We start from the raw sequence: 23,880 nt of genomic DNA, 5'->3' as shown, positions 1-23,880 counted from the left end.
TCGACGAAAGGTGCTGGCGCACGGTCGAATCCGAATGCGGCGGCGGGAACGGCGAGGAGTGGCGGTGGATTCGGGACATTCCCCCTGGGCCGCGCTCGCTCGGTTGCTGAACTTCTGGGTGGCGATGGCGGCGCTGGCCGGTGTGCTGGTGTTCGGGACGGCCACGGTCCTGGCCGTGCAGACGGCCGCCTGGGTCTCGGCCGCGCTGTTCGCTCAGCCCGCGGTGCTGTGCCTGCTCGTGGTGGTGCTGAACATCCTCGTCGAGATCGCCTCGGCCGTTCTGGGGTTGGTGAGCACGCTGGCGGTGCCGTTGCTGGCGCTGCCGCCGGTGCGGCGGCGGATGGACCGAATCCGGTTGCGCCGCAGCGCCGACCGGCCGGTGGATGCGGTGCCGGGGCAGTCCTGAGTCGCCCCCGGGGCCCGGGCGGGCGACCGGTTCGGCCGGTTGTAGGTTGGGTCGACGTGCACCTGACTCAGATTCGTTTGATCGTCGACGATTTCGCCCGCACCTGCGCCTACTACCGCGACGTCATCGGGCTCACGCCGCAGGACGACCAGCCCGCCCCACCGTATGTCGCCTTCAAGCCGGAACTGGGCAGCAGCCTGTGCCTGCACGATCGCACCGACCTCGACGCCGCGCTGGGCGGCGCACTGCGCACCGGCCTGGGCCGCACCGACGTCGCCGTGGTGTCGCTGCGGGTCGACGATCTGGACGCCTATCTCGCCGGGCTGCGCGAGCGCGGGGCCGAGATCGCGTTCGGCCCCGTGGTTTTCGGTGATCGCATCCGCTGCGCGTACCTGCGTGATCCGGAGGAGAACCTGATCGAGATCCAGCAGTGGCTCAGCACCCGATCCGGTGCGCCGGTGCCGCCCGCGTGCTGAGCAGTCGCGGCTTCCGCTGCTCGCGGCGGTCAGGCGCAGGCGTACCGATGTCTCGGACGAGGAACGCGCTGGGTGGACGACATCATGCCGCTGCTCGGCGAGGACGATCCGCTGGGCGTGGACGACTTTGCCACCCACCGGCTTCCGCTCGACGCGCCCCACAGGCGTACGCGATGTTCCAGCGCAAGGCCGACGGCGCGGTGCGGGTCGTGCTCGACCCCACGGCGCGGTCGTGACGTCCGGCTCGTGTCGGTGTCCATCGCTACCATCGACAACGTGATCACGATCGATCGTCCCTATACGGGCCATGTCTCACCGGGTGCCAATCCGCAGCAGCGCGACGTGCCCGGGGCACGCATCGTGAAGTTGTCGGTCGGCCCCATGGACAACAACGTCTACCTGGTGCAGGACACGGCGACCGGCGATGCGCTGCTGATCGACGCCGCCAACGAGCCCGACCGCCTCCTCGAACTGCTCGGCCAGGAGACCCCCGGCCAGCTGCGCCTGATCGTCACCACTCACCAGCATCCCGACCACTGGCAGGGGCTGGAGAAGGTGGCCGCCGAGACCGGCGTACCCACCGCGGCGCACTCCCTCGACGCCGATCCGCTGCCCGTGCGGCCGGACCGGGTGCTCGCCGAGGGCGATTCGGTGCGCGTCGGCGAGCTCGCGCTCGAGGTGATCCATCTGCGCGGGCATACGCCGGGTTCGGTGGCGCTGGCGCTCACCGACGGCGACGGGCGCGTGCACCTGTTCACCGGTGATTCGCTGTTTCCCGGTGGCGTGGGGCGCACCACATCGCCGGAGGATTTCGACTCGCTCTACCGCGATGTCACCGGGAAGCTGTTCGATCGCTACGGCGACGATACGGCTGTTTATCCCGGCCACGGCGACGACACCACCCTGGGCACCGAGCGGCCGCGGCTGGCGGAGTGGCGGCAGCGCGGTTGGTGACGACGCGCTGGAGGTCGCATCGCAATCGTGACGTGACCGAGCCCTGGCAGACTCGGGGAATGCCGTCCGCGCCGACCCGACCCGCGCCCGGGAGCTTCACCGGCTCCGCCCCGCGATCTCGCTGGCTGGCCTCCAGTGCCCAGGGCACGACACCGCCCGCCGGGGCCCGGAACGGAGGATCCGGTTTGCTGCGCTGGATTCGCCGACTGATCGCCGGGACCGTGCTGATGTGCGTGATCGTCGTCGGCGGGACCGCGGTGCGGGTATGGCAGGTCGCGCGCATCGACGACTACTCGCCCGCCGACGCCATCGTCGTGCTCGGCGCGGCCCAGTACGACGGCACGCCCTCGTCGGTCTTCGAGGCGCGTCTGGCCCAGGCCTACAAGCTGTTCACCAAAGGCGTTGCGCCCCTGGTGATCACGGTCGGCGGCAAACAGGTCGGCGACAACTACACCGAGGCCGCGTCGGGCAAGAACTACCTGAAGAACCGCGGCGTGCCCGCGGACCGGATTCTCGCGGTGGAAACCGGTTCGGACACGTTGCGCAGTATCGAGGCCGTGGCGACCGCCATGCGGGCGCGCGAGCTGTCGTCGGCGGTGCTGGTCAGCGATCCGTGGCATTCGCTGCGGACCCGGACGATGGCGCGCGACCAGGGCTTACGGGCCTGGACGGCGCCCACGCGCACGGGACCGGCGGTCTACACCCGCGAGTCGCAGGCGCACGGCATCGCCCGCGAGACCGGTGCGCTGCTGTGGTACCAGCTGACCCACGTCTCGGCCGATTTCAAATACACCGCGGAGCAATGAGTTTCGGGAAAGACCGAGCTTCGAGGAGTGCATCGATGAGCGGCGGCGGGGACGCCTACAACGATGAGGACCGGGAACGCATGGTCGCGGAGAACACCGACACCGCGGGCCTGAGCTGGTCGCCGTGTCCCGCCCGTCGCAGCGACTTCGCCCGCGACCGCGCCCGCGTGCTGCATTCGGCGGCGCTGCGCCGGTTGGCCGACAAGACCCAGGTCATGGGTCCGCGCGACGGTGACACCCCGCGCACCAGGCTCACCCATTCGCTCGAGGTCGCCCAGATCGGGCGCAGCATCGCCGAGGGGCTGGGCTGCGATCCGGATCTGGTGGACCTGGCCGGACTCGCGCACGATATCGGGCATCCGCCCTACGGCCACAACGGCGAACGCGCGCTGGACCAATTCGCCGACGCGCACGGCGGATTCGAGGGCAATGCGCAGAATCTGCGCATTCTGACCCGACTGGAGCCGAAGGTATTCGACGCGGGCGGGGAGAGCTTGGGGCTCAACCTGACCCGCGCGGCGCTGGACGCCACCGTGAAATACCCCTGGGGCAGAACCGAATCCGCCGCCAAATTCGGCGCCTACGAGGTGGACCGGCAGCGACTGGACTGGGTGCGCAAGGGCGCCCCGGAGCGACGGCAGTGCCTGGAGTCCCAGGTCATGGACTGGTCCGACGATGTGGCCTATTCGGTGCACGATGTCGAGGACGGGGTGATCGCCGGTCGCATCGACCTGCGTGCCCTGGCCGATCCGGCCGAACAGTCCGCGCTGGCTCACCTGGGCCACGCCCAGCATCCCGGGCTCACCATCGACGATCTGGTCGCCGCGGCCGAGCGGTTGTCGGAGTTGCCGGTGATCGCCGCCGCCGCGGGATACGACGGCACCCTGCGCGCCTCGGTCGCCCTCAAGCGGCTCACCAGCGATCTGGTCGGCCGCTTCGCCACCGCGGCCGTGGAGGCCACCCGCCGCGCCTGGGGCGGTCGCCGCCTGTGCCGTTACGCCGCCGATCTGGAGGTGCCGCGCATCGTCGCCGCCGAGGTCGCGGTCCTCAAGACGGTCGCGCTGCGCTACGTCATGTCCGATCCGGAACATCGCGAACGGCAAGCGGCCCAACGCGAACGGATTCTGCTCGTGGCCCATCACCTGCTGGAGCGGGCCCCGCACGACCTGGACCCGGTGCTGCTGCCGTGGTGGGAGACCGCGGCCGACGACACCGCGCGGGTGCGGGTGATCGTGGACCAGATCGCCTCCTACACCGAAAGCCGCCTGGAACGGATCGCGGCCGGAATCGGCTGAGCCGATCCGCCGAAACCTGTCGGTGGTCGGTCGTACATTGAACTCGCGGTGTTTCCGGTTCGTCAGATCGAGAAACAGGGGGCTTCGATGCGGGTGTTCGGCAGATATCTTGCGGTGCTGGCGGTTTCGGTGCTCGCGGTGGCGGGGTGCGGTAGCCGCCCGCCCGCCGAGGCTCCGTTCCACTTCCAGGTGACCGAGGGGCAGAACCTCAACTATTTCCTGCGCGACGGGCGCACCGCGGCGCATCTGATACTCGGCGCGGGGCACGATCCGCGCATCCTGGTGGCGTTCCCGGCGGGCAACAGCGGTACCGGCGCCTGGTTCGAGTCCACCGCCGAGGGGGTGCGCTGGCAGCTGGACGCACCGCCGAAGGCCGAGTCGGACCGGGATGCCCGCGGCCGGGAGCTGAACGGCATCGTCTTCGACGCCTCGATCGCGACACCGACCCTCGTTCCGAAGCAGGCGGTGCTGTCGAATGTGCGCGTGCTGCGCACCTACGGCGAGGACCGCAAACCCGTCCCCACCGAGGTGCTCACCCCGCCAACCGTTTTCGGAAAGTCGGTGACCTGGGCTCGCGACCGCCTCGACGGCGCGCCCGGATATCGGCTGAGCCTCGAGGTCACCGCGGGCACCGTGCTGGACGGGGGAGCGGTCACCGCGGGCCCCGACGGGCGCATCGGGCTGCGCGTGACCGCCCTCACCGGGGAGACGCCGCTCACCCCGCTGGCGGGTGCGGAACTGTTCAACGGCAACGAGCGAGCGCTCGAGGGCCCGAAGAACACGCTCACCTTCCTCAGCTACCGGGAGAAGTTTCTCGCCGGATCCTGGCGCTTCGACACCTATTTCGGCCGCGACACGCTGCTGTCGCTGATGATGCTCATGCCGGTCCTGGCACCCGAGGCGACCGAGGCCGGCTTGCGCTCGGTCCTGACCCGGCTCGCGCCCGACGGCGCGGTCGCCCACGAGGAGTCCGTCTCGGAATTCGCGATCCTGACCCGCCTGCGCCAGGACGGCAGCCGCGGCGATGCGCCGATCTACGACTACAACATGGTCGACGAGAGTTATCTGCTCGCCCCGGTGGCCGCCGCCTATCTGCTGGATTCGGATCGGGCGGGCGAATTCCTGCGCGCCGAGGCCGCTCCCGGAGTCTCGAACGGTCAGGCGCTGGTCCGCAACCTTCGGCTCGTGGTCGCCACGGCCGAACCGTTCGCCCGGGATCCGCGCTATACCAATCTGATCGGCCTGAAGCCGGGGCACAACGCGGGGGAATGGCGCGATAGCGAGACCGGTCTGGGAGGCGGCCGCTATCCGTACAACGTCGGCGCGATTCTGGTCCCGGCCGCGCTCGAGGCGACCGCGCGGCTGCTCGACAGCGGTCGGCTCGATGGGTATCTCGGCGACGACGACCGCCTGGAACTGTCGTTCGCCGCGGCCCATGCGAAGGTCTGGCGCAGCGAGGCGGCCCGGCTGTTCACCGTGCGGCTCGACAATGCCGCGGCCCGGGCCGCCGTCGAGTCCTATGCCCAGAGCGTCGGAGTCCCGGCCGCGGCCGCGCTCGCGGCACTGGCGTCCGGACCGGTCACATTTCCGGCGGTCGCCCTGGACGCCGAGGGACGGCCGATTCCGATCCTGCATTCCGACGACGTCTTCGACCTGCTGCTCGGCGAGTCGCCGCCGGAGGCGCTCGACGCGGCGGTGGCCACGATGATCCGGCCGTTCCCGCTGGGGCTGATGACCGGCGCCGGGCCGGTGGTCGCGAATCCGGTCTTCGCCGATCCGGGCCTGCGCGCGCAGTTCACCACGCACCACTATCACGGCACCGTCGTGTGGTCCTGGCAACAGGCCGCCTTCGCCGCCGGTCTGCAGCGGCAATTGCAGCGCACCGATCTGCCGCCGCCGATCCGCGATCGGCTGGTCGACGCGCAGCGCACGCTGTGGCGAGTGATCGATGCGACCGCGGCGATGCACAGCTCGGAGCTGTGGAGCTGGCGCTACGACAATGGCGGCTATCACATCACCCCGTTCGGTGCGGCCGCCGCGGATGTCACCGAATCCAATGCCGCCCAGTTGTGGAGCAGCGCGTATCTCGCGATCCGGCCACCTGCGCCGTGACCGGGCCATGATCCGGCTAGACTCGACCACCGTGGCCGGACGACTCCCTGATCGCGATATCGCGGCAATTCGAGAACGCGTACGCATCGAGGATGTCGTCGGCGAGTACGTGGCGCTGAAGAAGGCGGGCGCGGACTCGCTGAAGGGGTTGTGCCCGTTCCACGACGAGAAGACGCCCTCGTTCCATGTCCGGCCCAACCACAGTCATTTCCACTGCTTCGGCTGCGGCGAGAGCGGCGATGTGTTCGCCTTCCTGCAGAAGATGGAGCATGTCGGGTTCGTCGAGGCGGTCGAGCAACTCGCCGACCGCATCGGCTACAAGATCAATTACGAGGGCGGCGGCACCTCGGTGCAACGCGACCGCGGCACCCGCTCGCGCCTGGTCGCCGCGAACGCCGCGGCACACGAGTTCTACGTGGCCCAGCTGGGCGAGCCGGAGGCCGCCGCCGCCCGCAACTACCTCACCGAGCGCAACTTCGACGGCAACGCCGCCCGGCAGTTCGGCTGTGGTTTCGCCCCGGGTGGCTGGGACACCCTGACGAAGCACTTGCTGCGCAAGGGATTCGACGTCAAGGAGCTGGAGGCGGCCGGGCTGTCCAAGCCGGGGCGGCACGGTCCCATGGACCGGTTCCACCGCCGCCTGCTCTGGCCGATCCGCAATCTGAGCGGCGACATCATCGGCTTCGGCGCGCGCCGGTTGTTCGACGACGACCAGATGACCGCGAAGTACATCAATACGCCGGAAACGGTGCTGTACAAGAAGTCTCAGGTGCTGTTCGGCCTCGACCTGGCCAAGCGCGAGATCGCCAAGAGCCATCAGGCGGTGGTGGTCGAGGGCTACACCGACGTGATGGCCATGCATCTGGCGGGTGTGAAGACCGCTGTGGCCTCGTGTGGTACGGCCTTCGGCGAGGAGCATCTGGCGGTGCTGCGGCGGCTGCTGATGGATGACACCTGGATGCGCGGGGAGATCATCTACACCTTCGACGGCGACGAGGCGGGTCAGGCCGCGGCGCTGAAGGCGTTCGCGGGTGATCAGCGCATCGCCATGCAGACCTATATCGCCGTCGCGCCGGACGGCCAGGATCCGTGCGAGCTGCGCCAGCGCTCCGGCGACACCGCGCTCAAGGATCTGGTGGCCCGGCGGGTTCCGTTGTACGAGTTCGCGATTCGCGGTGTGGTCGAGAAGTACTACGACGATCCGGTGCGCAAGGATATGAGCGCCGACAAGCAGGTGCAGGCGCTGCGCGAGGCCGTGCCGCTGGTGGCGCAGATCAAGGATCCCGTGCATCGCAAGGCCTATGGACTCAAGCTGGCGGCGCTGGTCGGCTGGCCCGACGAACATCAGGTCGTGCGCCGCGTGGGTGACGAGGCGCGGCGGATGCGGCAGGGCGGCCCGGCGCGTTCGGCTCGGCCGGGGCAGTCGGAGGCGGTGAGCGCCAAGGTCGCCGAGCATCCCGCCGCGCGCCCCAATCCCAACGATCCGGTGCTGCTGCCGCAGCGGCAGGCGCTCGCGGCCGCGCTGCAGTATCCCGCGATGGCGGGGCCGGTGTTCGATTCGCTCGATGCGGAGACGTTCACCCATCCGGCGTATGTCGCGGTCCGTGCCGCGATCGTGCAGGCGGGCGGCACGGCCGCCGGACTCGGTGGGGCCGAATGGGTCACGCGGGTCAGCGATCACACCGACGATCTCACGCTACGCGCGCTGGTGTCGGAGCTGGCCGCCGAGCCGCTGCCGGTGAAATCGCTGGACGACATCCAGCGTTTCGTCTCGGGTGTGCTCGCCCGCACCCAGGAGGCGTGGGTGGGGCGGCAGATCGCGGAGCTGAAGTCCAAACTGCAGCGGGTGTCGTCCACCGAGGAGCCGGACGCCTATATGGCGCTGTTCGGCGACCTCGTCGCCCTGGAGCAGTACCGCAAGAGCCTGCTCGCGCAGGCCATGGGCAATTCGGACGACTTCGCCGTCGGCTGACGCGGATCGCTTCCGGACGCCGGGCGAGATCGGCTCGCGCCCAAGCGCTTCGGGCCGTCGCTCAGCGGCGCAGCTGATCCTGCGGTACGAGGACGGTGGTGCGCTCGTCGATGGGTTCCATCGGCTCGAGCTTCGGCTGCGTGCTGAGCCGATCCGACAGCTTCTGCCGTCCGACCAGAACGAGTTTGCGGGTGACCGGACTCCCGGTGATCGCGCGGGTGGTCTTGCTGATCTGCTCATAACGGGCCCGCCCCGCCTTGGCCCCCAGCACATAACCGGCTGCGACGCCGATGATCAACCGCAGCATAACCTTGGGCTCCTCCCAGTCACTGTCCGCGCCGTACATCCTGCCCGACGCCCACTCCGGCTGTCGATCCAGGTCCCGATCCCAGCCGACCTCAACCATGCCAGAGGGGACCGACAATTCCGGCCCGATGCGCATCCCGCGTGACCAGCTTCGCCGATGGGGTCGTTTCGCCTGTCCGGCAGGCGTTCTCGCGCGACACTGACCACTTCCGATCGCCTGTGGCCAGCGCCGATGGGTGGCAACGGATGATCTCGCGCCGTCGACTCGACCTTGCCCCTGGGGCAGGGTTCGACGATATTCGACATGAACAACAACGCACTGCACACCATTGCCGCCGCGATTCGCGAACAGGTGGTCGCCTACTGCGATGCCAACCACGTCCCGGGCTTCGTCACCGGTGTTCATCACGCCGGTGAACAGGTCATCGTCGCCCACGGCACCGCAAACGTCGCCACCGGCGCCCCGATGCGCGAGGACACCGGATTTCTCTTCGGCTCCTACACACGTTGTCGACCGGCGCATCAGCTGCGTTGCCTGCTCAGGGTCCGGATGTAGTGGGCCCTGCGCTTGCACTGCTTGTTCTGCAGTACTTCCGGGGTCGCCCGCCCTTGCCTGGTTCCCTGGGAGGAAGCTCGCGCAGGCATACGGGGCAGGTGCCTGGCTTCTCGATCCGGCGGTCCCTGAGATAGGCCAGGAGCCGGGCCTCCTGAACCGGATCGAGCCGCACTCGCGTCAAGATCCGACGAAGCAGCCGGTCGTCGCGTTCGGGCGAGGAATCATCGGCGGGCTCCTGCTCGATCATGTGGTCGACCAGATCACGCTCGGATCGTGGCAGCGTGGCGAGAGCGTGCAAGAGATCTTGGTGCAGGAAGCTGTCGGCGACATATTCGGCCAGCGAATCCCGGTGGTAGCGGCTGCGGCTCATCGGAGTTTCTCCTTGCGGGGGACCGCACGGCGGCGGATCGACGGCGTGCCTGGCGCGCGGCGGCCGAACGCCGACGCGAACGACGCGAACACCTTCGGCACATCCTCGCAGCGGGCCCGCCACAACGCGGTGGTCGCCACCAGGATGACCCCGGCGATGAGCAGCAACACGGGCATCTGCATCCAGAACATTGTCATCCCGTTCATCGAAGCCCGGGACGTGATTACGGTCGGCACAACACCTCCAGAAACGACGAAGGGCTCCCGACGACCGCGCGTCGAGAGCCGATAACCTGCTGAAACGCAAAAGCCCCAGCCGAAGCTGGAGCCTGTGGGCACACGTGTGCCTGCGAATGGGAGCAATAGCGCGACAACAAGATTCGCCTCAAACCCGCAGCTCGAACCCCCTGGAGCCCGAGTCCGGGGCCGTCGAAACCGCAGCCCCCGCAACGGGTTTCGTGACAAATGATAACAAGATGGCAAGTCGGCATTTATGCCGAACACATCTCGCGAAAGAAACCCAACTCGGTCTTTCCATCCGACCGTCTACACCGAACTCATATCGGATGGAGCGTCGTAGGCGGTGCATATGCCGACAGGTCGTCACTGCGCAGTGCGCGAGAACCGATCCGCACCACGCTCGCAATAGCAGAGCACCGCCGCCAGGCAGGACCTGACGACGGTGTGGGCTCGGGCTGCCGACGCCCACATGCGCCTCTCGGCGAGTGAGCTGATGGCCGCCGGACGGGCCGCGGTCTGGTCTCGATGATGATCGGGACGACGGACGCGAGCACTATCGCGGTGAAAATGGCGTCAATATTCCGTGCGATGAAATCAACCTGCCCCAGCCAGTAACCGAGTAGCGTGACGCCCGCTCCCCATACGATTCCACCGAGCACGTTGTACACGATGAAGGTGCGATAGCGCATGGCGGCAGCCCCGGCGACCAGGGGCGCATAGGTGTGGACAATCGGCACGAAACGAGCCAGAAAAATCATGACGGGGCCATGTTTTTTAAAGAATGCGTGCGCTTCGTCGAGATAGGCCTTCTTGAAAAGGCGGGCGCCCGGTTTGAACAGCGCTTCGCCGCCGCGAGTACCGATGACATAACCAACTTGGCACCTAGGACGGCGGCAATGGGAATGAGCAATGCCAATTGCCACAAACCAGCGAAAGCCTCCATTCGCGTCCCGTCTGCGGCGGTACCCCCGGCGGCTGCGATCACAGACCGGCCGTGAAAGCAGCGAATCACCTGGCAGCAGCGGAAACAGCAAACCGGATTCCACGAACACGACGACCAGCAGGCCGAGAAGGAACCAGGGGCCGAAGGAGTTCAGCAAGCTGACGGGGGTCGAAGAGCTCGGGCATGAGGGCGAGGTTCGGCGAGGCGCGCACACGGGACACAGTACCGATCGCCATGAGTCGAGGTGAGCCAGAGGGCGCGCCATCCGGAGATGCCAGTCGTTCCCCCAAAACGACCTGATAAGCCCCGATCGAATCTTTCAATTGCAAGTTTCGAATCGGAGTTACTTGCTGCATGCGGTGCGAGAGAAGGCCCCCCGAAAAGAAAACCTCTTATTCGGTGAAATCTAACACAGAGAGGATTACCCTCCGAGTGGAACGAAAACAAAACAATCGCGATGGAGTAGTTCACTCGATCTGGCAGGTAGGGGTAAACCCGGAGGCCAACAAAAAGTACAACCCACGAGGGACGACCGTGGAACAGCAGGCCCATATGGTGAATATTGCGGCGACGCACTCCTGCGAGTTGTCTCCAAAGCGGAGCGACGCGCGATGTCGCCGCAAATCAATGTGGCGCCACGAAGGGTGCCACACCTGTCAGAGGGGTTCGTTGCAATGCAGAAAATGCAGAAGATGATCGTTGTCGCGGCGGCGATGTTCGTCGGTGTCGGCCTGGTTCCCTCCGTTGCGCAAGCGGATGACGGTGGGCGGGTCGCCGCGCAACCCACGGGCACCCCGGAGGTTCTTGCCGACGGAAGGCTGAGCTGGCACAACGGGGACGTGCAGCTCGTGCCCGAGACCGCCGCCGCCTGGTCGTGCGACAACGGCTACCTGTGCCTGTATGACAACAGGGGCGGCGAGGGACGCCGTTTGCAGTTCCGGGACCACTACTGCCAGAACCTCAGCGACTACAATTTCAATGACAAGGCAGAGTCCTATTGGAACCGGAACAACTCCGGGTTCTTTTGGTACGAGCACACGGGCTGCCGCCAGCCCAGGAAGTGGATCTCGGCCGGTGCGCGGAACGGTGACATGGGAGGCGACCGAAACAAGATGAGCTCCATCGGCTAGCTCGTCTCCGCCGTGCCGCACCATGGCGCATGCCCCGCCCCGGTGCGGCACGGCCCTGCGTGGGTTGGGTTTGATGCCGTCTCGAGGGGGTCGCCGGATCTCTTCGAGGTCCGCAGGACGACGGCGCGGGCCGCATGGCGTGCGGTCTCCTCGATCATGTCCACGTACACCCCACCGCAGGGACACCCGACCCAGCTCCGGCTGGGGGCACGACATCGTCGGAGTTGTGGGCGGCGGCCCGCGACGTCTGCCCCGACACCGGCCTGGCCCGGCTGTCCTACGACCAAGCCCGCGACCTGCTCGTCGCCGATCCGGTCGGGTGCGCGTCGACGCTCACGATCGGGCCTGTCTCAACACCCGGCGTCACGACGGCCAGGCCGAGGCGGGCGGCGAACCGCGATGCCGCATCCTGGAGCCGATCCCGGTCGGCGCGCAAGGTTGGCGATCTCGGCGAGCGCGGCGCGGTGGTCGGCCTGCAGGGTGGCCCACTCGCCGAGCAACTCGTGCAACTCCCTACGCACGCTCTCGGTGTCAGCGAACGCCATATCCGGGTCGAACGCGACGGCTGGATCCTCATGCGGACGGCCTCGCCCGAGGCCGCGGCCGGATGGATTGCCGAAAAGCGGGAACGCATCAAGAATTCCGAGTTCCGCGCCCTGGTCCTCGACCACGACGCCGCCTTCGACTGGTCGCCGGAGGACCCTCGCCTGCCCGAGCTCGCGGCGCGCACCCGCGCGTGGTTCGCCAAGCACCACAGTCGATCCGAGAGCCAGCCGGTGCACAACCAGGCCGTCGCCCGGTTGGCCGCGCAGTCCCTGCCCGAGGTGTCCTCCCCGGCCTGGGACCGCCTCGCCGAACTCCTGCGCGGCTAGCCGGGCCCCGCCGCGATCTCGTCCTGGCGCGCCGGAGATCGTGCGGGGCGTATCGATCCGGCGCACAGCGTCCTCAGCCGGTGTGGTGGACTTCCGACCCGCAGTGCCGCCTCCCAAGTGATTCGGGCGTCCCAGCGCGGATTCTGCCTCGGCGACTGTGCATGGTGCATGGAACGCGGGGGGCGGATTCATGACTTTGGCGATGGACGCGATGCCCGGTTGTGCTGTGTGCTGAATCACGTTCTGACGAAGGCGTCATACCGGGTGGAGGGCAACGTGATTCACGGCAGCAGATGGGCACTCGCCGCGGCGACCGTGGTGGGGGTGTTGGTCGCGGCCGCGGTGCCGAGTACTGAGGTGGTGGCCGCGCCCGTGTTCGGAGTGGCGCCGACCGCGCCGGCGGGGATCGGGTACCCGGCCGGATACACCCCGCCGCCGCCCGCCTACGGGATCGGTGTGGATCTCGGTCAGGTGGTCCGGCTGTCGGACGGCACCCAGCTCACCGCGACCGTGCGCTATCCGACCGATCCGGTGACCGGTCAGCGTGCGCCCGGGCCGTTCCCGGTCATCGTGGACTACACCACCTACATCGGGCTCAACGGCGTCATCACCTCCGCCGTACTCGGTGCGGTGAAGGGTGCGCTGGATTCCCTGCACGTGCAGCTGCCGGACAATCTGGCCGATCTGAATCGCATTGTGCACCAGGCGATGAGCACCCAGGACGAGCTGGTGCGCCGCGGCTATATCGAGGTCATCGCCGACGTGCGCGGCACGGGCTCCTCGACCGGAGAGTGGGATCCCGCGTCCCCGCGCGACGGGCAGGACGGCAACGAGCTGGTGAATTGGGCGGCGCGCCTGCCGAATTCGAATGGCAACGTGGGCATGTTCGGCTATTCGTTCCCCGGTGTGTCGGGCATGCTGACCGCCCAGCACAGCCGTCCGGATTCGCCGCTGAAGGCGATGATGATGATGACCATTCCCAACGACGTGTTCAAGCACGTCGTCAGCCACGACGGCATGTTCAGCCCGATCCTGCTGACCGCCATCATCCCGGCCATCCAGTTCATGGGCGTGCTCGGCCCGCTGCTGAATCTGCCGCTGACCCCGCAGGTGGCGGTGCAGGCCCTGATCGACCATCTGCGCGCTGCCCTGGCCTCGCCGGACACCCCGCTGGCGAAGCTGGTCGAGGGCTACGGCAACGGCACCTACGGCCACAAGGACGCGTGGTGGTCGGCCCGCGACTTCGGGCCGAATATGCGTGCGCTGGTGGACAACGACATTCCCACCTATTTCGTCGACGGTATCTGGGATCTCTACCAGGACGGTGCGTTCCAGAACTATGCCCAGCTGCAGAACATCGCGGCCGGACGCCCGCAGTACGGCCCGATGGACCCGAACGCGCCCACCGATCCCCGCTTCCAACTGCTGATGGGTCCCTGGTATCACGTCGGCATGGGCGCGGGCCCGTACGCCCGCATCGATACCGATCCGATCACCATCGCGTGGTTCGACCGCTGGCTCAAGGGCATCGACAACGGTATCGACAAGACGCCCAACACCTTGCACCTGATCGATCAGACCGGAGCGGGCGCGAATACGACCGCCTACCCGTTCGCCGCCGCCCGCCCGACGAGCTACCGCCTCGGGGCGGGCACCCTGGGCACCGATTCCGCGGGCGCACCGGACCGCCTGAACTACTCCCCGGTCGAAAATCCCTGCAACCGCGACAATTTCGAGCAGTGGACCGGCGGTCTGCTGCAGGCCGTGCTGAACCTGTTCCATGTCAACGATCCCTGCGCCGCGGGTGTGGTCGGCCCGCCGTCCGGCGTGGCCTACACCGGCGATCCGGTGGCCGAGCCCACCCTCGTCGCCGGCCCCGGCAGCCTGCACACCTACATCACCTCCAGCGTCGACGAGGCCGCCCTGCAGGTCCATCTCGACGACGTCGCCCCCGACGGCTCCGCCGCCGAGATCACCGGCGGCGCCCAACTCGCCACCCTGCGCACCCTGGACGAGGCCAAGACCTGGCGCACCCCCGACGGCACCATCTATTCCCCCGAACACAACCTCTCCTCCGCCGACATCACCCCCATGCGCCCCGGCGAAATCGTCGAACTCCACATCCGCCTCCGCCCCACCTTCTACCGCCTGGCGCCCGGCCACCGCCTCCGCCTGCGCATAACCACCGGCAACTTCCCCTCCACCCTCGCCCCCCTCCCCGCCCTCCCCAAACTCCTCGGCTCCACCGTAGAAATCCGCCACGACCCCACCCACCCCTCCACCCTCACAATCCCCACCGCCCCCGCCGCCCAACTCCACCCCTAACCCCCACATCCCCCCAGCTAGAGCCCCGATTTGGGCCCCCGCCGCCCGATACGCTAAAGTTTCTCCTCGGCCCGCCCGGAACGGCGAGCCGAGGATAGTCCCCTATAGCTCAATTGGCAGAGCAGCCGACTGTTAATCGGCAGGTTTCTGGTTCGAGTCCAGATGGGGGAGCCTGATCCGGCCCCTGACCAGCGCATAAGCATAATTGGTCGGGGGCCGAATTCGTACCAGAACCTTCCGACTGATGGTTCACATTCACCGGATCTCGCAGCGTCCACTCGAACAACGAAAAGATCAGATCGGCGTCGTAGTCGTCCGGCGGCGGGTTGGGCTGCTTGCGGATCCGCATTCGTTCCCGCCGTCGGTTCATGATCTCGACCGCGAAGCCGTGCTCGGACTGCTCGCGATCCGCGAGCGCGATGATCGCTCACGGTGAGTCCCGGCAAGGCGGCGAAATACCTACAACTGCTGCTCGCAGTTGGTCTGGGCCTCGTATATGAACGCTTCCAAAGCGGGCGTCGATCTGGACAAGGACGGTGGGTGGGTGTGTGGCCGAAGGACATCCGTGGCTCCACGTGGGTGAGCCGATATTGAGTCCGTCGCAACCGCCGATCATGACCAAGACCGACCACACGTCGACCTTCGCCATCGACGCCAACGGAAACGTCGTCGGCAAGCTCCAGGGCGGCGCGATCGACTCGGCACGCATTGTCAGCTGGAATCGCGGGTTCACCTTTGCCGCAGCCGATTCGGTGATGACCGTCGGTCCATCCGGCCGCACCATGCTCGCGAACAACGAAGCCGCGGTCGAAGGCATCGCCCACGATTACGCCTCCGGGCGAAGCCTGGTGTGGTTCAACACCGGCCCCGGCGGCGGGACAGCGTCGCAGTACCGGCACGACTACGTGCTCACCTTTCCGGACACAGCACCACTGCCCGGTTCGGTCCCCGGGATCATGCTCTCGGCGGCGCACTGCGGCGAGCGCGCGTTCGGGGTCGTCGCCGCGTTCGATGACCTCACCTCGGATCAACCGATGATCAAGCACCGGCTGTTCGAACTCCCCCTCGCCGGTGGCGAACCCGTTCTGCGCGGGGAATGGGAGTGGCCCAATATGTTCCGCAGCGAGTCACGGACCGCGGCGTGCTCGGCGGACGGCTCGGCGCTGTTCAACCTGTACGGCTCGGTCGACGCACGCCGCGACCGGGCCGGCGCGCTCGGGCTGGAGTTGGTGCGACTCGATACCGGCACCGGTGCGCGTACCCAGTCACACGTGGATATGGCCGGACATTCCGCATGGTCGCGACCGAACACACTGACCCGCATCGGAGATCGGCTGTACTGGATCAACGGCGACGACGGCGCGGTACTTTCCCTACCGCTGGATCAGCCCTCCGAAGTGCGCAAGGAATGGGACCTCGGCGCGAAGGGATTCGGACATCAGGCAACGGTGACCGGTACCACGGTCGCGCACATCGACTTCCATCACACACCCTCATACGCCGAGTACGACCTCATCACCGGCCGAAGGATCCGCGGCCCCATCGAACTACCGTGGCTGAAACCGATCATTGGCGCGCAGGCCGAAAGCGGCAAAACCACCTACGCGGTGGCCGGGGTCGCTTGCCTTCCTGCGCCATCACCTCGACCCTGACTCGTTCGTGCGGGCGTGTGCATGCTGCCCTCAGCCACCCGCGGGCAGGCGTGCGGTTGCTGCTCGATATCGGTGCACTCGCGCGGTGAAGCCTGCGTGACTGCTCGTCCTGATGATCTTGCGGAAGTATGTTTCATGCCAACGGATTTGGGGGGCTCGCCGGTCGTAACAGCGCTCTGATCTGCGGAGATAGGTCAGGTATCTGATCGTTTGACTGAGAGGTGGGGGCGATGGCTGGGCGCGGGGTTGGGCGGAAGATGCTCGCGGTTGTGGCGGTGGGGTTGGTGGGGACGGCGTGTGGTGGTGGGGCGACGGGGTCGCCGAGTGGGACGGCGCCGGCTCCGACCTCGATGAGCGCCATGGAGTCCGGGAAGCCGCCTGTGGGTGATTCGTCACCTGGTAATAGGCCGCCGGTGAACCAACCGGCGCCGGGTGGGCAGCCCGGGGATCAACGACCGCCTGGTGGGCAGCCGGGGAGTCAGCCGCCTGCTGATGAGCCGCAAGGCACCGCGGTGATCCGGACTCGCACGCTCTCGGGGGCTCCGGTGCCGAACGTTCCGGTCAATGTGCGGTTGCAGCGGCCCTGTGATCCCGCGGCGCGGGATATTCCGCCGGAGGCCAAGGAGGTGTTGCGGCGGGATGCGGTTACCGATGGGAATGGGGTGGCCAGTTTCAGTGTGCCGGTGGGCTGTTACTACTTTGCCATGGGTACTCCGCCCGCGGGTGCTACGCCGGTGCCGGAGGGGATGCACAGTTTGTTCCTGGTTCGGGGCGGGCAGACGGTTACCGGTGAATTGCGGTTCGAGGAACCGGGATTGGGCTCGGGGTGTGCCGTCCAGACGGTTGTGCACGAGCTCGACGACCTCGGGGAGCTCGGTACCGAGGCTGCCACTGTGCGGGAGTGCGATGGGAAGTGGGCGGTTATCGCCTGGGACCTGCCGGGGGACAGTCAGCGCATCATTCGGCGTGCTGCCGATGGCTGGGTCACCTATGTCTATTTCCCGCATGATGTCTGCTGGGCGAAGGCCAGTGCGGACGGCGTTCCGGCACGCATGCAGAAGTACTTTCCCTCCTGCTGAAGCGCACGCCGGCATCATCGCACGGAACTACGGTTCGAGGCGGTCGAGGAGGGCGTGTTTGATTGGGTCGCGGGTGGTGCAGACCAGGGCGAAGGTGGCCTCGCGGGTGAGGCGTTCGGGGGTGGAGCCGGATCGGGTGGCGCGGCTGCCGGTGGCGACCACGGCGGCGGCCGCGGTGGTCAGGGCGGTGTGGGCGGTTTCGGCTCGGAGGGCGTAGACGGCCCTGGGATCGGTTGCCGCCGTGGCGTATTGGGTGCGCAGGGAGGTGAGTCGGTGGCGGTAGGGTTCCGGGTCGATGTTGGAATCGTCGAGTTGGCGGACGCAGCGCATGAGGACGCCGAGGGAGAGGGCGCCGTTGACCCAGTCGGTGAGGCTGCCGCGGTCCGAGCTGAATCGGGCGTGGGGTTTGCTGGTGATCAGGTGGTCGGCGGTGACGGGAGTGCGGTCGAAGCGCAGTTGCACGGTGGCGCTGGCGTCGGCGGCGATGAGGGGGATTCGCTCGGCGCTCACCCCGTCGAGACGGTCGGTGGGCAGGAGCAGGGTGGCCACCGATTCGTCGTCGCCGGATCGGATCCGCACCGCGGCGGCGACCGCGTCGATGTAGTCCCAGCCCGTGACGAACGGGGCGGTGCCGCTGAGGAGGTAGCCGGTGTCGGTCGGCTCGGCGAACAGCGTGGGCCGGGTGCGCGCGCCCGCGTAGGACACACCGCACCGGTAGTCGCCGCGGGTCATCCGGGGCAGGAATCGGTCGCGCAGATCCGCGTTGTCGCCGAAGGCCACGGCGCGGACGGCCCCCAGATGCTGGGCCCAGACGAAACCGGTGGCCAGGCAGCCGCTGATCACCGTGGCGACGGTATTGATCAGGATTTCCGGCGTCATACCCTCCGACAGCAGGAAGCCGTGGAACCCGCGCTCGGCGAGGGCGTCGAAATGGGCGTCCGGTATCCGGCCCGTCCGGTCCACCTCGGCGGCATTCGGCTCGAGTAGCTCCTCGACCAACTCCTCCGCCGCACGCACCCAATCCGTCGCCACCTGCCGACCCTCCCGTCGCCACCCGCACCAACCACCCACCGGGCGCAGTATCGGTGAGGTTGGGCCGATCGTACGGCAGCCACCTCGCCTTTCCGGTGCGACACATCGGCAGGCCCCGGCCACGGGATCGATCGGCCAGAACTCGAATCGCGCCGATACACGGCAGCTCTCGGTACCTAGGCCGTAGCGACAAGCCTCGCGTTGCGAAAGGCGTTGGGACTCATCCCCTTCAACCGCTTGAACGCCGCGCTGAACCCGAAGGCGTCGGCATAGCCGACCGAGCGAGCCACCTGCGCGACCGTGAGATCGGTGTCCAGCAGCAGCGCCGCCGCCTCGTCCATGCGGATCTCGGTGACATAGGTCAGCGGCGGTCGCCCCATCACGGCCGAGAAGCGCTTGGCGAACAGCGCCCGCGACACCCCGGCGCGGGCCGCCAGCGAGGCCACGGTCCAACCGTCGCCCGGACGCGCGTGGACGGCCTCGAGCGCCGGGCCGACCACCGGATCGGACAGACCCCGAATCCATTCCGGCGCTTCGGCTCCCGCCCGCGCGAACCACGTCCGCAGCGTGCAGACCAGTGCCCAGTCCAGCAGCCGATCCATCAGCGCCTGCGCGCCCGCGCTGCGCGCCACGGCATCGGCGGCGACCGTTTCCAGCCACTCGCACATATCGGATTCCTCGCTGACGACCAGCAGCCGCGGCAGCGCCCGCAGCAGCCGCTCGTGGCGGTGGCCGGAGGCGCGGTAGGCGGCCACGATCAGCGCGGTGGCGCCGTCGCGGTCGTTGCCCCAGCGGATTCCGCCCAGCTGGTAGCTGGTGCATTCGGGATCCTCGACGAAACAGGCGATCTCGTACTGCTCGTGCGGACCCGCGATGGAGCCGGGGCGGTCGGCCAGGTGAAACGGCTCGGGTCCGCGCACTACGGCCGTATCACCCTGGCGTACAACACGTTCGGTGCCGTCGGCCAGTAGCAGGGTGCCGCCGCCGCGCAGCACGGTCAGCATCGTCAGCGGCGCGCGGTCGGCGAACCGGATCGTCCACGGCGCCCGCAGCACCGCCTGGCTGACCACCGAGCCCTCCGCTCGGACGCCGTTCAACAAGGAGCTCAAGGGATCCACCAGCACAGCCTAGACGAACTCCTATGCATCGGAGCTTTTCTCCCATGGATCGTCCACGACCGGGCGACTGTACTGAAGTCATGGAGCACAACCGAAACCGCACTGCCCTGGTCGTTCTCGCCCACCACCGCTCGGATTCCCTGACCGCGCACACCGCCCGGCGCACCGTCGCGCAGCTCGAGGCCGCGGGCTACACCGTCGACCTGCTGGATCTGCACGCCGAGGGCTTCGATCCGCGCATGACCGTCGCCGACCAGCCCGACTGGGGCAACCGCGACAAGCTCTACTCCGCCGAGGCGCGCGAGCACATGCGCCGCCTGCTCGCCGCCGACCTCGTCGTCGCGGTCTTCCCGGTGTACTGGATGAGCCTGCCCGCCGTGCTCAAGGGCTGGATCGACCGGGTGTGGAACTACGGATTCGCCTACGGCAGAAGCAAACCCCGCCTCGCGGGCAAGCGCATCCTGTGGCTCGGCCTGGCCGGCGCGACCGGCTCCGACGACATCATCGAACCCATGCGCAAGATCCTCGAGGACCAGCTGAACACCGGCATCGCCTACTACTGCGGCTTCGAGCACGCCACCGTCGGCCTGCTTCCCGACGCCGAGGAGCGCCCCCAGACCATCGGGGCCGGGGGCGAACTCGTCATCGGCGATGCCGTCGCGGGCGCCGAGCGGGCGGCGCACTACACCGAATTCGACCGCAGGGCAGCCGAGTTCGTCGCCGAGTTCGTCGCCGGGTCGGCGGCCGAGGCCGCCCAGAAGTCGGCGTAGCGGCCGCCGCGACGCAGCAACTCGTCGTGGGTGCCCTGTTCGGTGATGCGGCCCTCGTCGAGGAAGACGATGTGGTCGGCGTCGCGGACCGTGCCCAGCCGGTGGGCCACCACGAGGACGGTACGGCCGGTCATCAGATGCTCGAGGGCCTCCTGGACGGCCGCCTCGTTGCCGGGATCGAGGGCGGAGGTGACCTCGTCGAGCAGCACGATGGGGGCGTCCTTCAGCAGGGCGCGGGCGATCGAAACACGTTGACGCTCACCGCCGGACAGCAGCGCGCCGCCCTCGCCGACGGTGGTGGCCCAGCCGCGGGGGAGCCGTTCGATCACCTCGTCCAGGCGGGCGGCGCGGGCGGCGGCCCGGACCTGCGCCTCGTCGGCGTCGGGGCGGCCCAGGCACACATTCTCCTCGATGGTGCCGTCGAAGAGGTAGACGTGTTGGAAGACGATGGCGATTCGGGCCATCAACGCCTCGACGCCGATATCGCGCACATCCACCCCGCCCACGCGCACCGCGCCCGCGTCCACGTCGTGGAACCGGGCCAGTAACTGCAACAGAGTGGTCTTGCCCGCACCCGAGGGGCCGACGAGGGCGAGCCGCTGTCCCTCGGGTACCACCAGCGACAGCCCGTCGATGACCGTGCGGCCCTCCGGCCGGAAGGCGACCGATGCGAACTCCACGTCGTGCCGTTGCGGCACAATCGGTTTCGGCGGCTCCGGCAGCGGCGCGGTGCGCAGTATCTCGTCGAGTCCGGTCAGCACCGACCGCGCGGCGCGCAACTGCCCACCCATCTCCGCCAGCGCCAGCAGCGGATCCGCGCAGCGGGCGGCGAGCACGAGAATCGCCAGAACCTCGACCGCACCGATCTTTCCGCCGATCGCCAGATAGGCCCCGAGTGCGAGCAGCACGGTGAACATCGCCTGCACCGTGAGCGACAGACCCAGGATGCCGGGCAGCGCGCGGCGCAGGGAGCGGCGGGTGGTGCGCTGGATATCGGACAGCGCGTCGTCGAGCAGCCGGAACCGTTCGGCGGTGCGGCCACCGGCGCGCAGCACCGGTTGCGCCTGCAGGTATTCGATGACGCGACCGGTGGCCTCGTGGTCACGTTCGATGCGCTCGGCATCGGTGCTCGCCGTCGTGCGCCCGGACCAGATCTGGATCGCCGCCACCACCGGCACCGCGACCATCGCGGCCAGCCCCATGCGCCAATCGACGGCCAGCAGGACAACCACGATCGTCAGCGGGGTCACACTCGCCGAGATCGAGGGCGCGAGCAGATGCGCGATCACGCCCATCGCCTCCAGCACCCCGCGACTGGCCAGGACCGACACCTCCCCGACCCGCCCGGCGCTGTACCAGCCGAGCGGCAGTCGGGCCAGATGATCACCGAGACGGTAATACATGCCGTGCAGCAGGGTGGTTCCGACCCGGAAGCCGGACAGATCGGCGAGATAGCGCAGCACGGCGTAGCCCGCGACGGCCGCCCCGAAGCCGATCAGCCAGGGCCGGGCGTCGGCGGGCGTGCCGCCGAACAGCGCCCGCAGCAGCGGAACCAGCAGCGCGTAGGACAGCCCCTCGGCGACCGCGGTCACCGTCATCAGGGCCACGGTGCGGCGCACCGGCTGGGCGTAGGCGTCGCCCAGCACGCGGAGCAGCATGCGAATCATCGGGTTCGATCTCCTTGTGATGCGAGCGCCGGTCGGTGGGAATGCCAGAACGCGGCGAACTTTCCGTCCCGCGTGAGCAATTCGGCGGGTGCGCCGCGCTCGACGATCGCTCCGTTCTCCATCAGCACGACGGTGTCGGCGTCGGCGACCGTCTCCAGGCGATGGGCGATGATCAGCACCGTCCGGACACCGTTGGGCGCCAGGGCGGCGCGCACGGCGCGGTCGGTCCGCGGGTCGGCGAAGGCGGTGGCCTCGTCCAGTACCAGCACGGGCGCGTCGGCCAGCAGTGCGCGCGCGATCGAGATCCGTTGTGCCTCACCGCCGGACAGCTGGGCGTCCACGCCGATCACCGATTCGTATCCGCGCGGCAGCCGCAGTATCCGATCGTGGATATCGGCCAGGCGGGCGGCGCGGACCACCTCGTCCCGTCCGGCCCGCGGCACCGCCAGCGCGATATTGTCCGCGATCGAGGCGCGCAGCAGACGCACGTCCTGGAAGACGAACGACACCGTCCGATACAGCTCGCGTTCGGTGATCTCGCGCAGATCGACCCCGCCCAGCAGGACCGCCCCCTGGGTCGGATCGAAGAACCGCGGCAGCAGCCGCACCAGGGTGGATTTCCCGCTGCCCGACGGCCCCACGAGTGCGGTGACCGTGCCCGGCTCGAGCACCAGGTCGATCCCGCGCAGCACCTCGTGCTCGGCCTCGTAGCCGAAGCGGACATCGCGCAGTTCCACCCGGTGCCCCTGCGGGACCCGCGGATGCGCGGGGGCGGGCAGCGACGGCACCGCGAGCACCTCGTGAATCCGGCCGATCGCGCGCCGGGCGGCCTGCAGATCGTCGAAGCCGTGGCCCAGGGCCGCCACCGGAGCGGTCAGGCCCAGCCCCAGCAGCAGGAACGGCAGCAGGTCGGCCGGGGCCAGGCCGCCGGAGCCGATCCGGACCGCGCCGCCGACCAGCACCACCAGCAGGACGAACGGCGGTGACAGCGCCAACTGCATAGCCGCCGCGATCGGAGCCAGCCCGCGCACCCACCGATAGAAGCTGGCGACGAAATCGTCCGCTGCCGTGCGGAATTCGCGATGCGCGCGCCCGGAGCCGCCGAACGCCTTGACCACCGAGATGCCCTGCACGAACTCCACCACCGAATTCGAGATCCGCCCCATTGCCGCGTCGAATTCGGTCTGCTCGCGCTGCCGGACCGGGGTCATCATCAGCGGGACCGCCGCGACGGCCAGCGCCACCGGAATCATCGCGATCAGCGTGAGCCGCCAATCGACGGTGAACAGGTAGATCAGCGACACCAGCGGCACCACGAAGGCGGCGACCAGCTCACCGGGAGCGTGGGCGATGACCGGATGCACCGCGCTCACATCCTCCCCGACCACCTTGGCCAGCTCACCGGTCCGGCGGCGCGACAGCCACCCGATCGGTGCGCGACCCAGCCGCGCGGCCAGTTGACGGCGAAACGACAGCTGCACCCGGGCATCGAGCAGATGCCCGATGCCCGACGACGCGGCCGTGAACACGATCCGCACGAACATGCCCACCGCCCCGACGATCACCACCGCCCACGCGTGCCCCTGGTCGATCGGGCCGGGCGACAACAGGATTCGGCCCAGCTCGACGACCGCCAGTAGCGGCGCCAACCCCGCGACGGCGCCGATGATCTGTGATACGACCACCGCGGCGAAACTCCCCAGATGCGGGCGCAGCAGCCCGGTGATGCGCTGCCCCGCGGCCGATTCGGTTGCCCTCATCGCTGCACTTCCATCCTCGTCCTCCTGACCGTGAGCGCCG

21 protein-coding genes, 1 tRNA gene and 1 pseudogene are annotated in these 23,880 nt (G+C 68.4%); 15 read left to right on the top strand and 8 right to left on the bottom strand.

Translation table 11 applies throughout. The features are described 5' to 3' along the window. Positions 1-64: 64 nt before the first annotated feature. The 7 genes from NDR87_RS09090 (at position 65) to dnaG (ending at position 8,021) form a co-directional block, all read left to right on the top strand. Positions 65-406, top strand: a complete 342-nt coding sequence (locus NDR87_RS09090; RefSeq protein WP_251910685.1) for a hypothetical protein — start codon at positions 65-67, stop codon at positions 404-406. 56 nt (positions 407-462) lie between these two features. Then, positions 463-882 (top strand): VOC family protein, encoded by a 420-nt coding sequence (locus tag NDR87_RS09085; RefSeq protein ID WP_251910684.1) that lies wholly within the window; start codon positions 463-465, stop codon positions 880-882. A 276-nt stretch (positions 883-1,158) separates the two neighbouring features. Next, entirely contained in the window at positions 1,159-1,836 is a 678-nt protein-coding gene (locus tag NDR87_RS09080) for an MBL fold metallo-hydrolase (protein WP_251910683.1), read from the top strand. Positions 1,837-2,021: 185 nt separating this feature from the next. Then, positions 2,022-2,642: a YdcF family protein gene (locus NDR87_RS09075; RefSeq protein WP_374211137.1), complete on the top strand. Its 621-nt coding sequence runs from the start codon at positions 2,022-2,024 to the stop codon at positions 2,640-2,642. Between the two features lie 80 nt (positions 2,643-2,722). Further along, entirely contained in the window at positions 2,723-3,937 is a 1,215-nt protein-coding gene (locus NDR87_RS09070; RefSeq protein WP_251910858.1) for a deoxyguanosinetriphosphate triphosphohydrolase, read from the top strand. Positions 3,938-4,024: 87 nt separating this feature from the next. After that, positions 4,025-6,049: a hypothetical protein gene (locus tag NDR87_RS09065; protein ID WP_251910682.1), complete on the top strand. Its 2,025-nt coding sequence runs from the start codon at positions 4,025-4,027 to the stop codon at positions 6,047-6,049. 31 nt (positions 6,050-6,080) lie between these two features. After that, positions 6,081-8,021, top strand: coding sequence for a DNA primase (gene dnaG, locus NDR87_RS09060; protein ID WP_251910681.1), 1,941 nt, complete (start codon positions 6,081-6,083; stop codon positions 8,019-8,021). A gap of 61 nt (positions 8,022-8,082) precedes the next feature. Here dnaG and NDR87_RS09055 read toward each other — a convergent pair whose 3' ends face one another. After that, a complete protein-coding gene (locus tag NDR87_RS09055; protein ID WP_251910857.1) occupies positions 8,083-8,328 on the bottom strand; it encodes a hypothetical protein in 246 nt (81 codons plus the stop codon). Between the two features lie 303 nt (positions 8,329-8,631). On the opposite strand from NDR87_RS09055, the gene NDR87_RS09050 reads away from it, so the two are divergent. Then, positions 8,632-8,883 (top strand): beta-lactamase family protein, encoded by a 252-nt coding sequence (locus NDR87_RS09050; protein ID WP_251910680.1) that lies wholly within the window; start codon positions 8,632-8,634, stop codon positions 8,881-8,883. Here the strand turns inward: NDR87_RS09050 and NDR87_RS09045 are convergent. The 3 genes and pseudogenes from NDR87_RS09045 to NDR87_RS09035 form a co-directional block, all read right to left on the bottom strand. Then, positions 8,867-9,253 (bottom strand): hypothetical protein, encoded by a 387-nt coding sequence (locus NDR87_RS09045; protein ID WP_251910679.1) that lies wholly within the window; start codon positions 9,251-9,253, stop codon positions 8,867-8,869. The two genes, NDR87_RS09050 and NDR87_RS09045, sit on opposite strands and share 17 nt — an antisense overlap. Next, a complete protein-coding gene (locus tag NDR87_RS09040) occupies positions 9,250-9,435 on the bottom strand; it encodes a hypothetical protein (RefSeq protein WP_251910678.1) in 186 nt (61 codons plus the stop codon). Before NDR87_RS09040 ends, NDR87_RS09045 begins: the two co-directional genes overlap by 4 nt. Before the next feature lie 497 nt (positions 9,436-9,932). Next, positions 9,933-10,671: pseudogene (locus NDR87_RS09035) on the bottom strand (VTT domain-containing protein); the annotation flags it as partial. 447 nt (positions 10,672-11,118) lie between these two features. Between NDR87_RS09035 and NDR87_RS09030 the strand changes: the two are divergent. The 6 genes from NDR87_RS09030 to NDR87_RS09005 all read left to right on the top strand — a co-directional run bounded on the left by NDR87_RS09030 (position 11,119) and on the right by NDR87_RS09005 (position 17,493). Next, entirely contained in the window at positions 11,119-11,565 is a 447-nt protein-coding gene (locus NDR87_RS09030; RefSeq protein ID WP_251910677.1) for a peptidase inhibitor family I36 protein, read from the top strand. Between the two features lie 224 nt (positions 11,566-11,789). Further along, positions 11,790-12,437, top strand: a complete 648-nt coding sequence (locus tag NDR87_RS09025; RefSeq protein ID WP_251910676.1) for a hypothetical protein — start codon at positions 11,790-11,792, stop codon at positions 12,435-12,437. Positions 12,438-12,701: 264 nt separating this feature from the next. Then, the gene (locus NDR87_RS09020; protein WP_251910675.1) at positions 12,702-14,762 is read left to right on the top strand and encodes a CocE/NonD family hydrolase; all 2,061 of its coding nucleotides are present in this window, start codon (positions 12,702-12,704) and stop codon (positions 14,760-14,762) included. Positions 14,763-14,860: 98 nt separating this feature from the next. Further along, positions 14,861-14,933: transfer RNA gene (locus NDR87_RS09015), tRNA-Asn, on the top strand. A 443-nt stretch (positions 14,934-15,376) separates the two neighbouring features. Continuing rightward, entirely contained in the window at positions 15,377-16,414 is a 1,038-nt protein-coding gene (locus NDR87_RS09010) for a hypothetical protein (protein ID WP_251910674.1), read from the top strand. Between the two features lie 512 nt (positions 16,415-16,926). Then, positions 16,927-17,493, top strand: coding sequence for a hypothetical protein (locus NDR87_RS09005; RefSeq protein ID WP_251941099.1), 567 nt, complete (start codon positions 16,927-16,929; stop codon positions 17,491-17,493). Positions 17,494-17,520: 27 nt separating this feature from the next. On the opposite strand, the gene NDR87_RS09000 is transcribed toward NDR87_RS09005, so the two are convergent. Both NDR87_RS09000 and NDR87_RS08995 read right to left on the bottom strand, forming a co-directional pair. Then, positions 17,521-18,525 (bottom strand): acyl-CoA dehydrogenase family protein, encoded by a 1,005-nt coding sequence (locus NDR87_RS09000; protein WP_251910672.1) that lies wholly within the window; start codon positions 18,523-18,525, stop codon positions 17,521-17,523. A 176-nt stretch (positions 18,526-18,701) separates the two neighbouring features. After that, positions 18,702-19,643: an AraC family transcriptional regulator gene (locus NDR87_RS08995; RefSeq protein ID WP_251910671.1), complete on the bottom strand. Its 942-nt coding sequence runs from the start codon at positions 19,641-19,643 to the stop codon at positions 18,702-18,704. Between the two features lie 80 nt (positions 19,644-19,723). On the opposite strand from NDR87_RS08995, the gene NDR87_RS08990 reads away from it, so the two are divergent. Continuing rightward, positions 19,724-20,413, top strand: coding sequence for an NAD(P)H oxidoreductase (locus tag NDR87_RS08990; protein ID WP_251910670.1), 690 nt, complete (start codon positions 19,724-19,726; stop codon positions 20,411-20,413). Here the strand turns inward: NDR87_RS08990 and NDR87_RS08985 are convergent. Continuing rightward, the gene (locus NDR87_RS08985; RefSeq protein ID WP_251910669.1) at positions 20,326-22,080 is read right to left on the bottom strand and encodes an ABC transporter ATP-binding protein; all 1,755 of its coding nucleotides are present in this window, start codon (positions 22,078-22,080) and stop codon (positions 20,326-20,328) included. The genes NDR87_RS08990 and NDR87_RS08985 overlap by 88 nt on opposite strands. Continuing rightward, on the bottom strand, positions 22,077-23,840 hold the full coding sequence (locus NDR87_RS08980) for an ABC transporter ATP-binding protein (protein ID WP_251910668.1): 1,764 nt from the start codon (positions 23,838-23,840) through the stop codon (positions 22,077-22,079). The genes NDR87_RS08985 and NDR87_RS08980 overlap by 4 nt, the downstream gene beginning before the upstream one ends. Between the last annotated feature and the right edge of the window lie 40 nt (positions 23,841-23,880).

The organism is Nocardia sp. CDC159, from assembly GCF_023740735.1.
In the GTDB taxonomy this organism is placed as follows: Bacteria; Actinomycetota; Actinomycetes; order Mycobacteriales; family Mycobacteriaceae; genus Nocardia; species Nocardia pulmonis.
The sequence above is the reverse complement of the archived record's forward strand: the minus strand, read 5'-3'. Positions and strand labels throughout refer to the sequence as shown.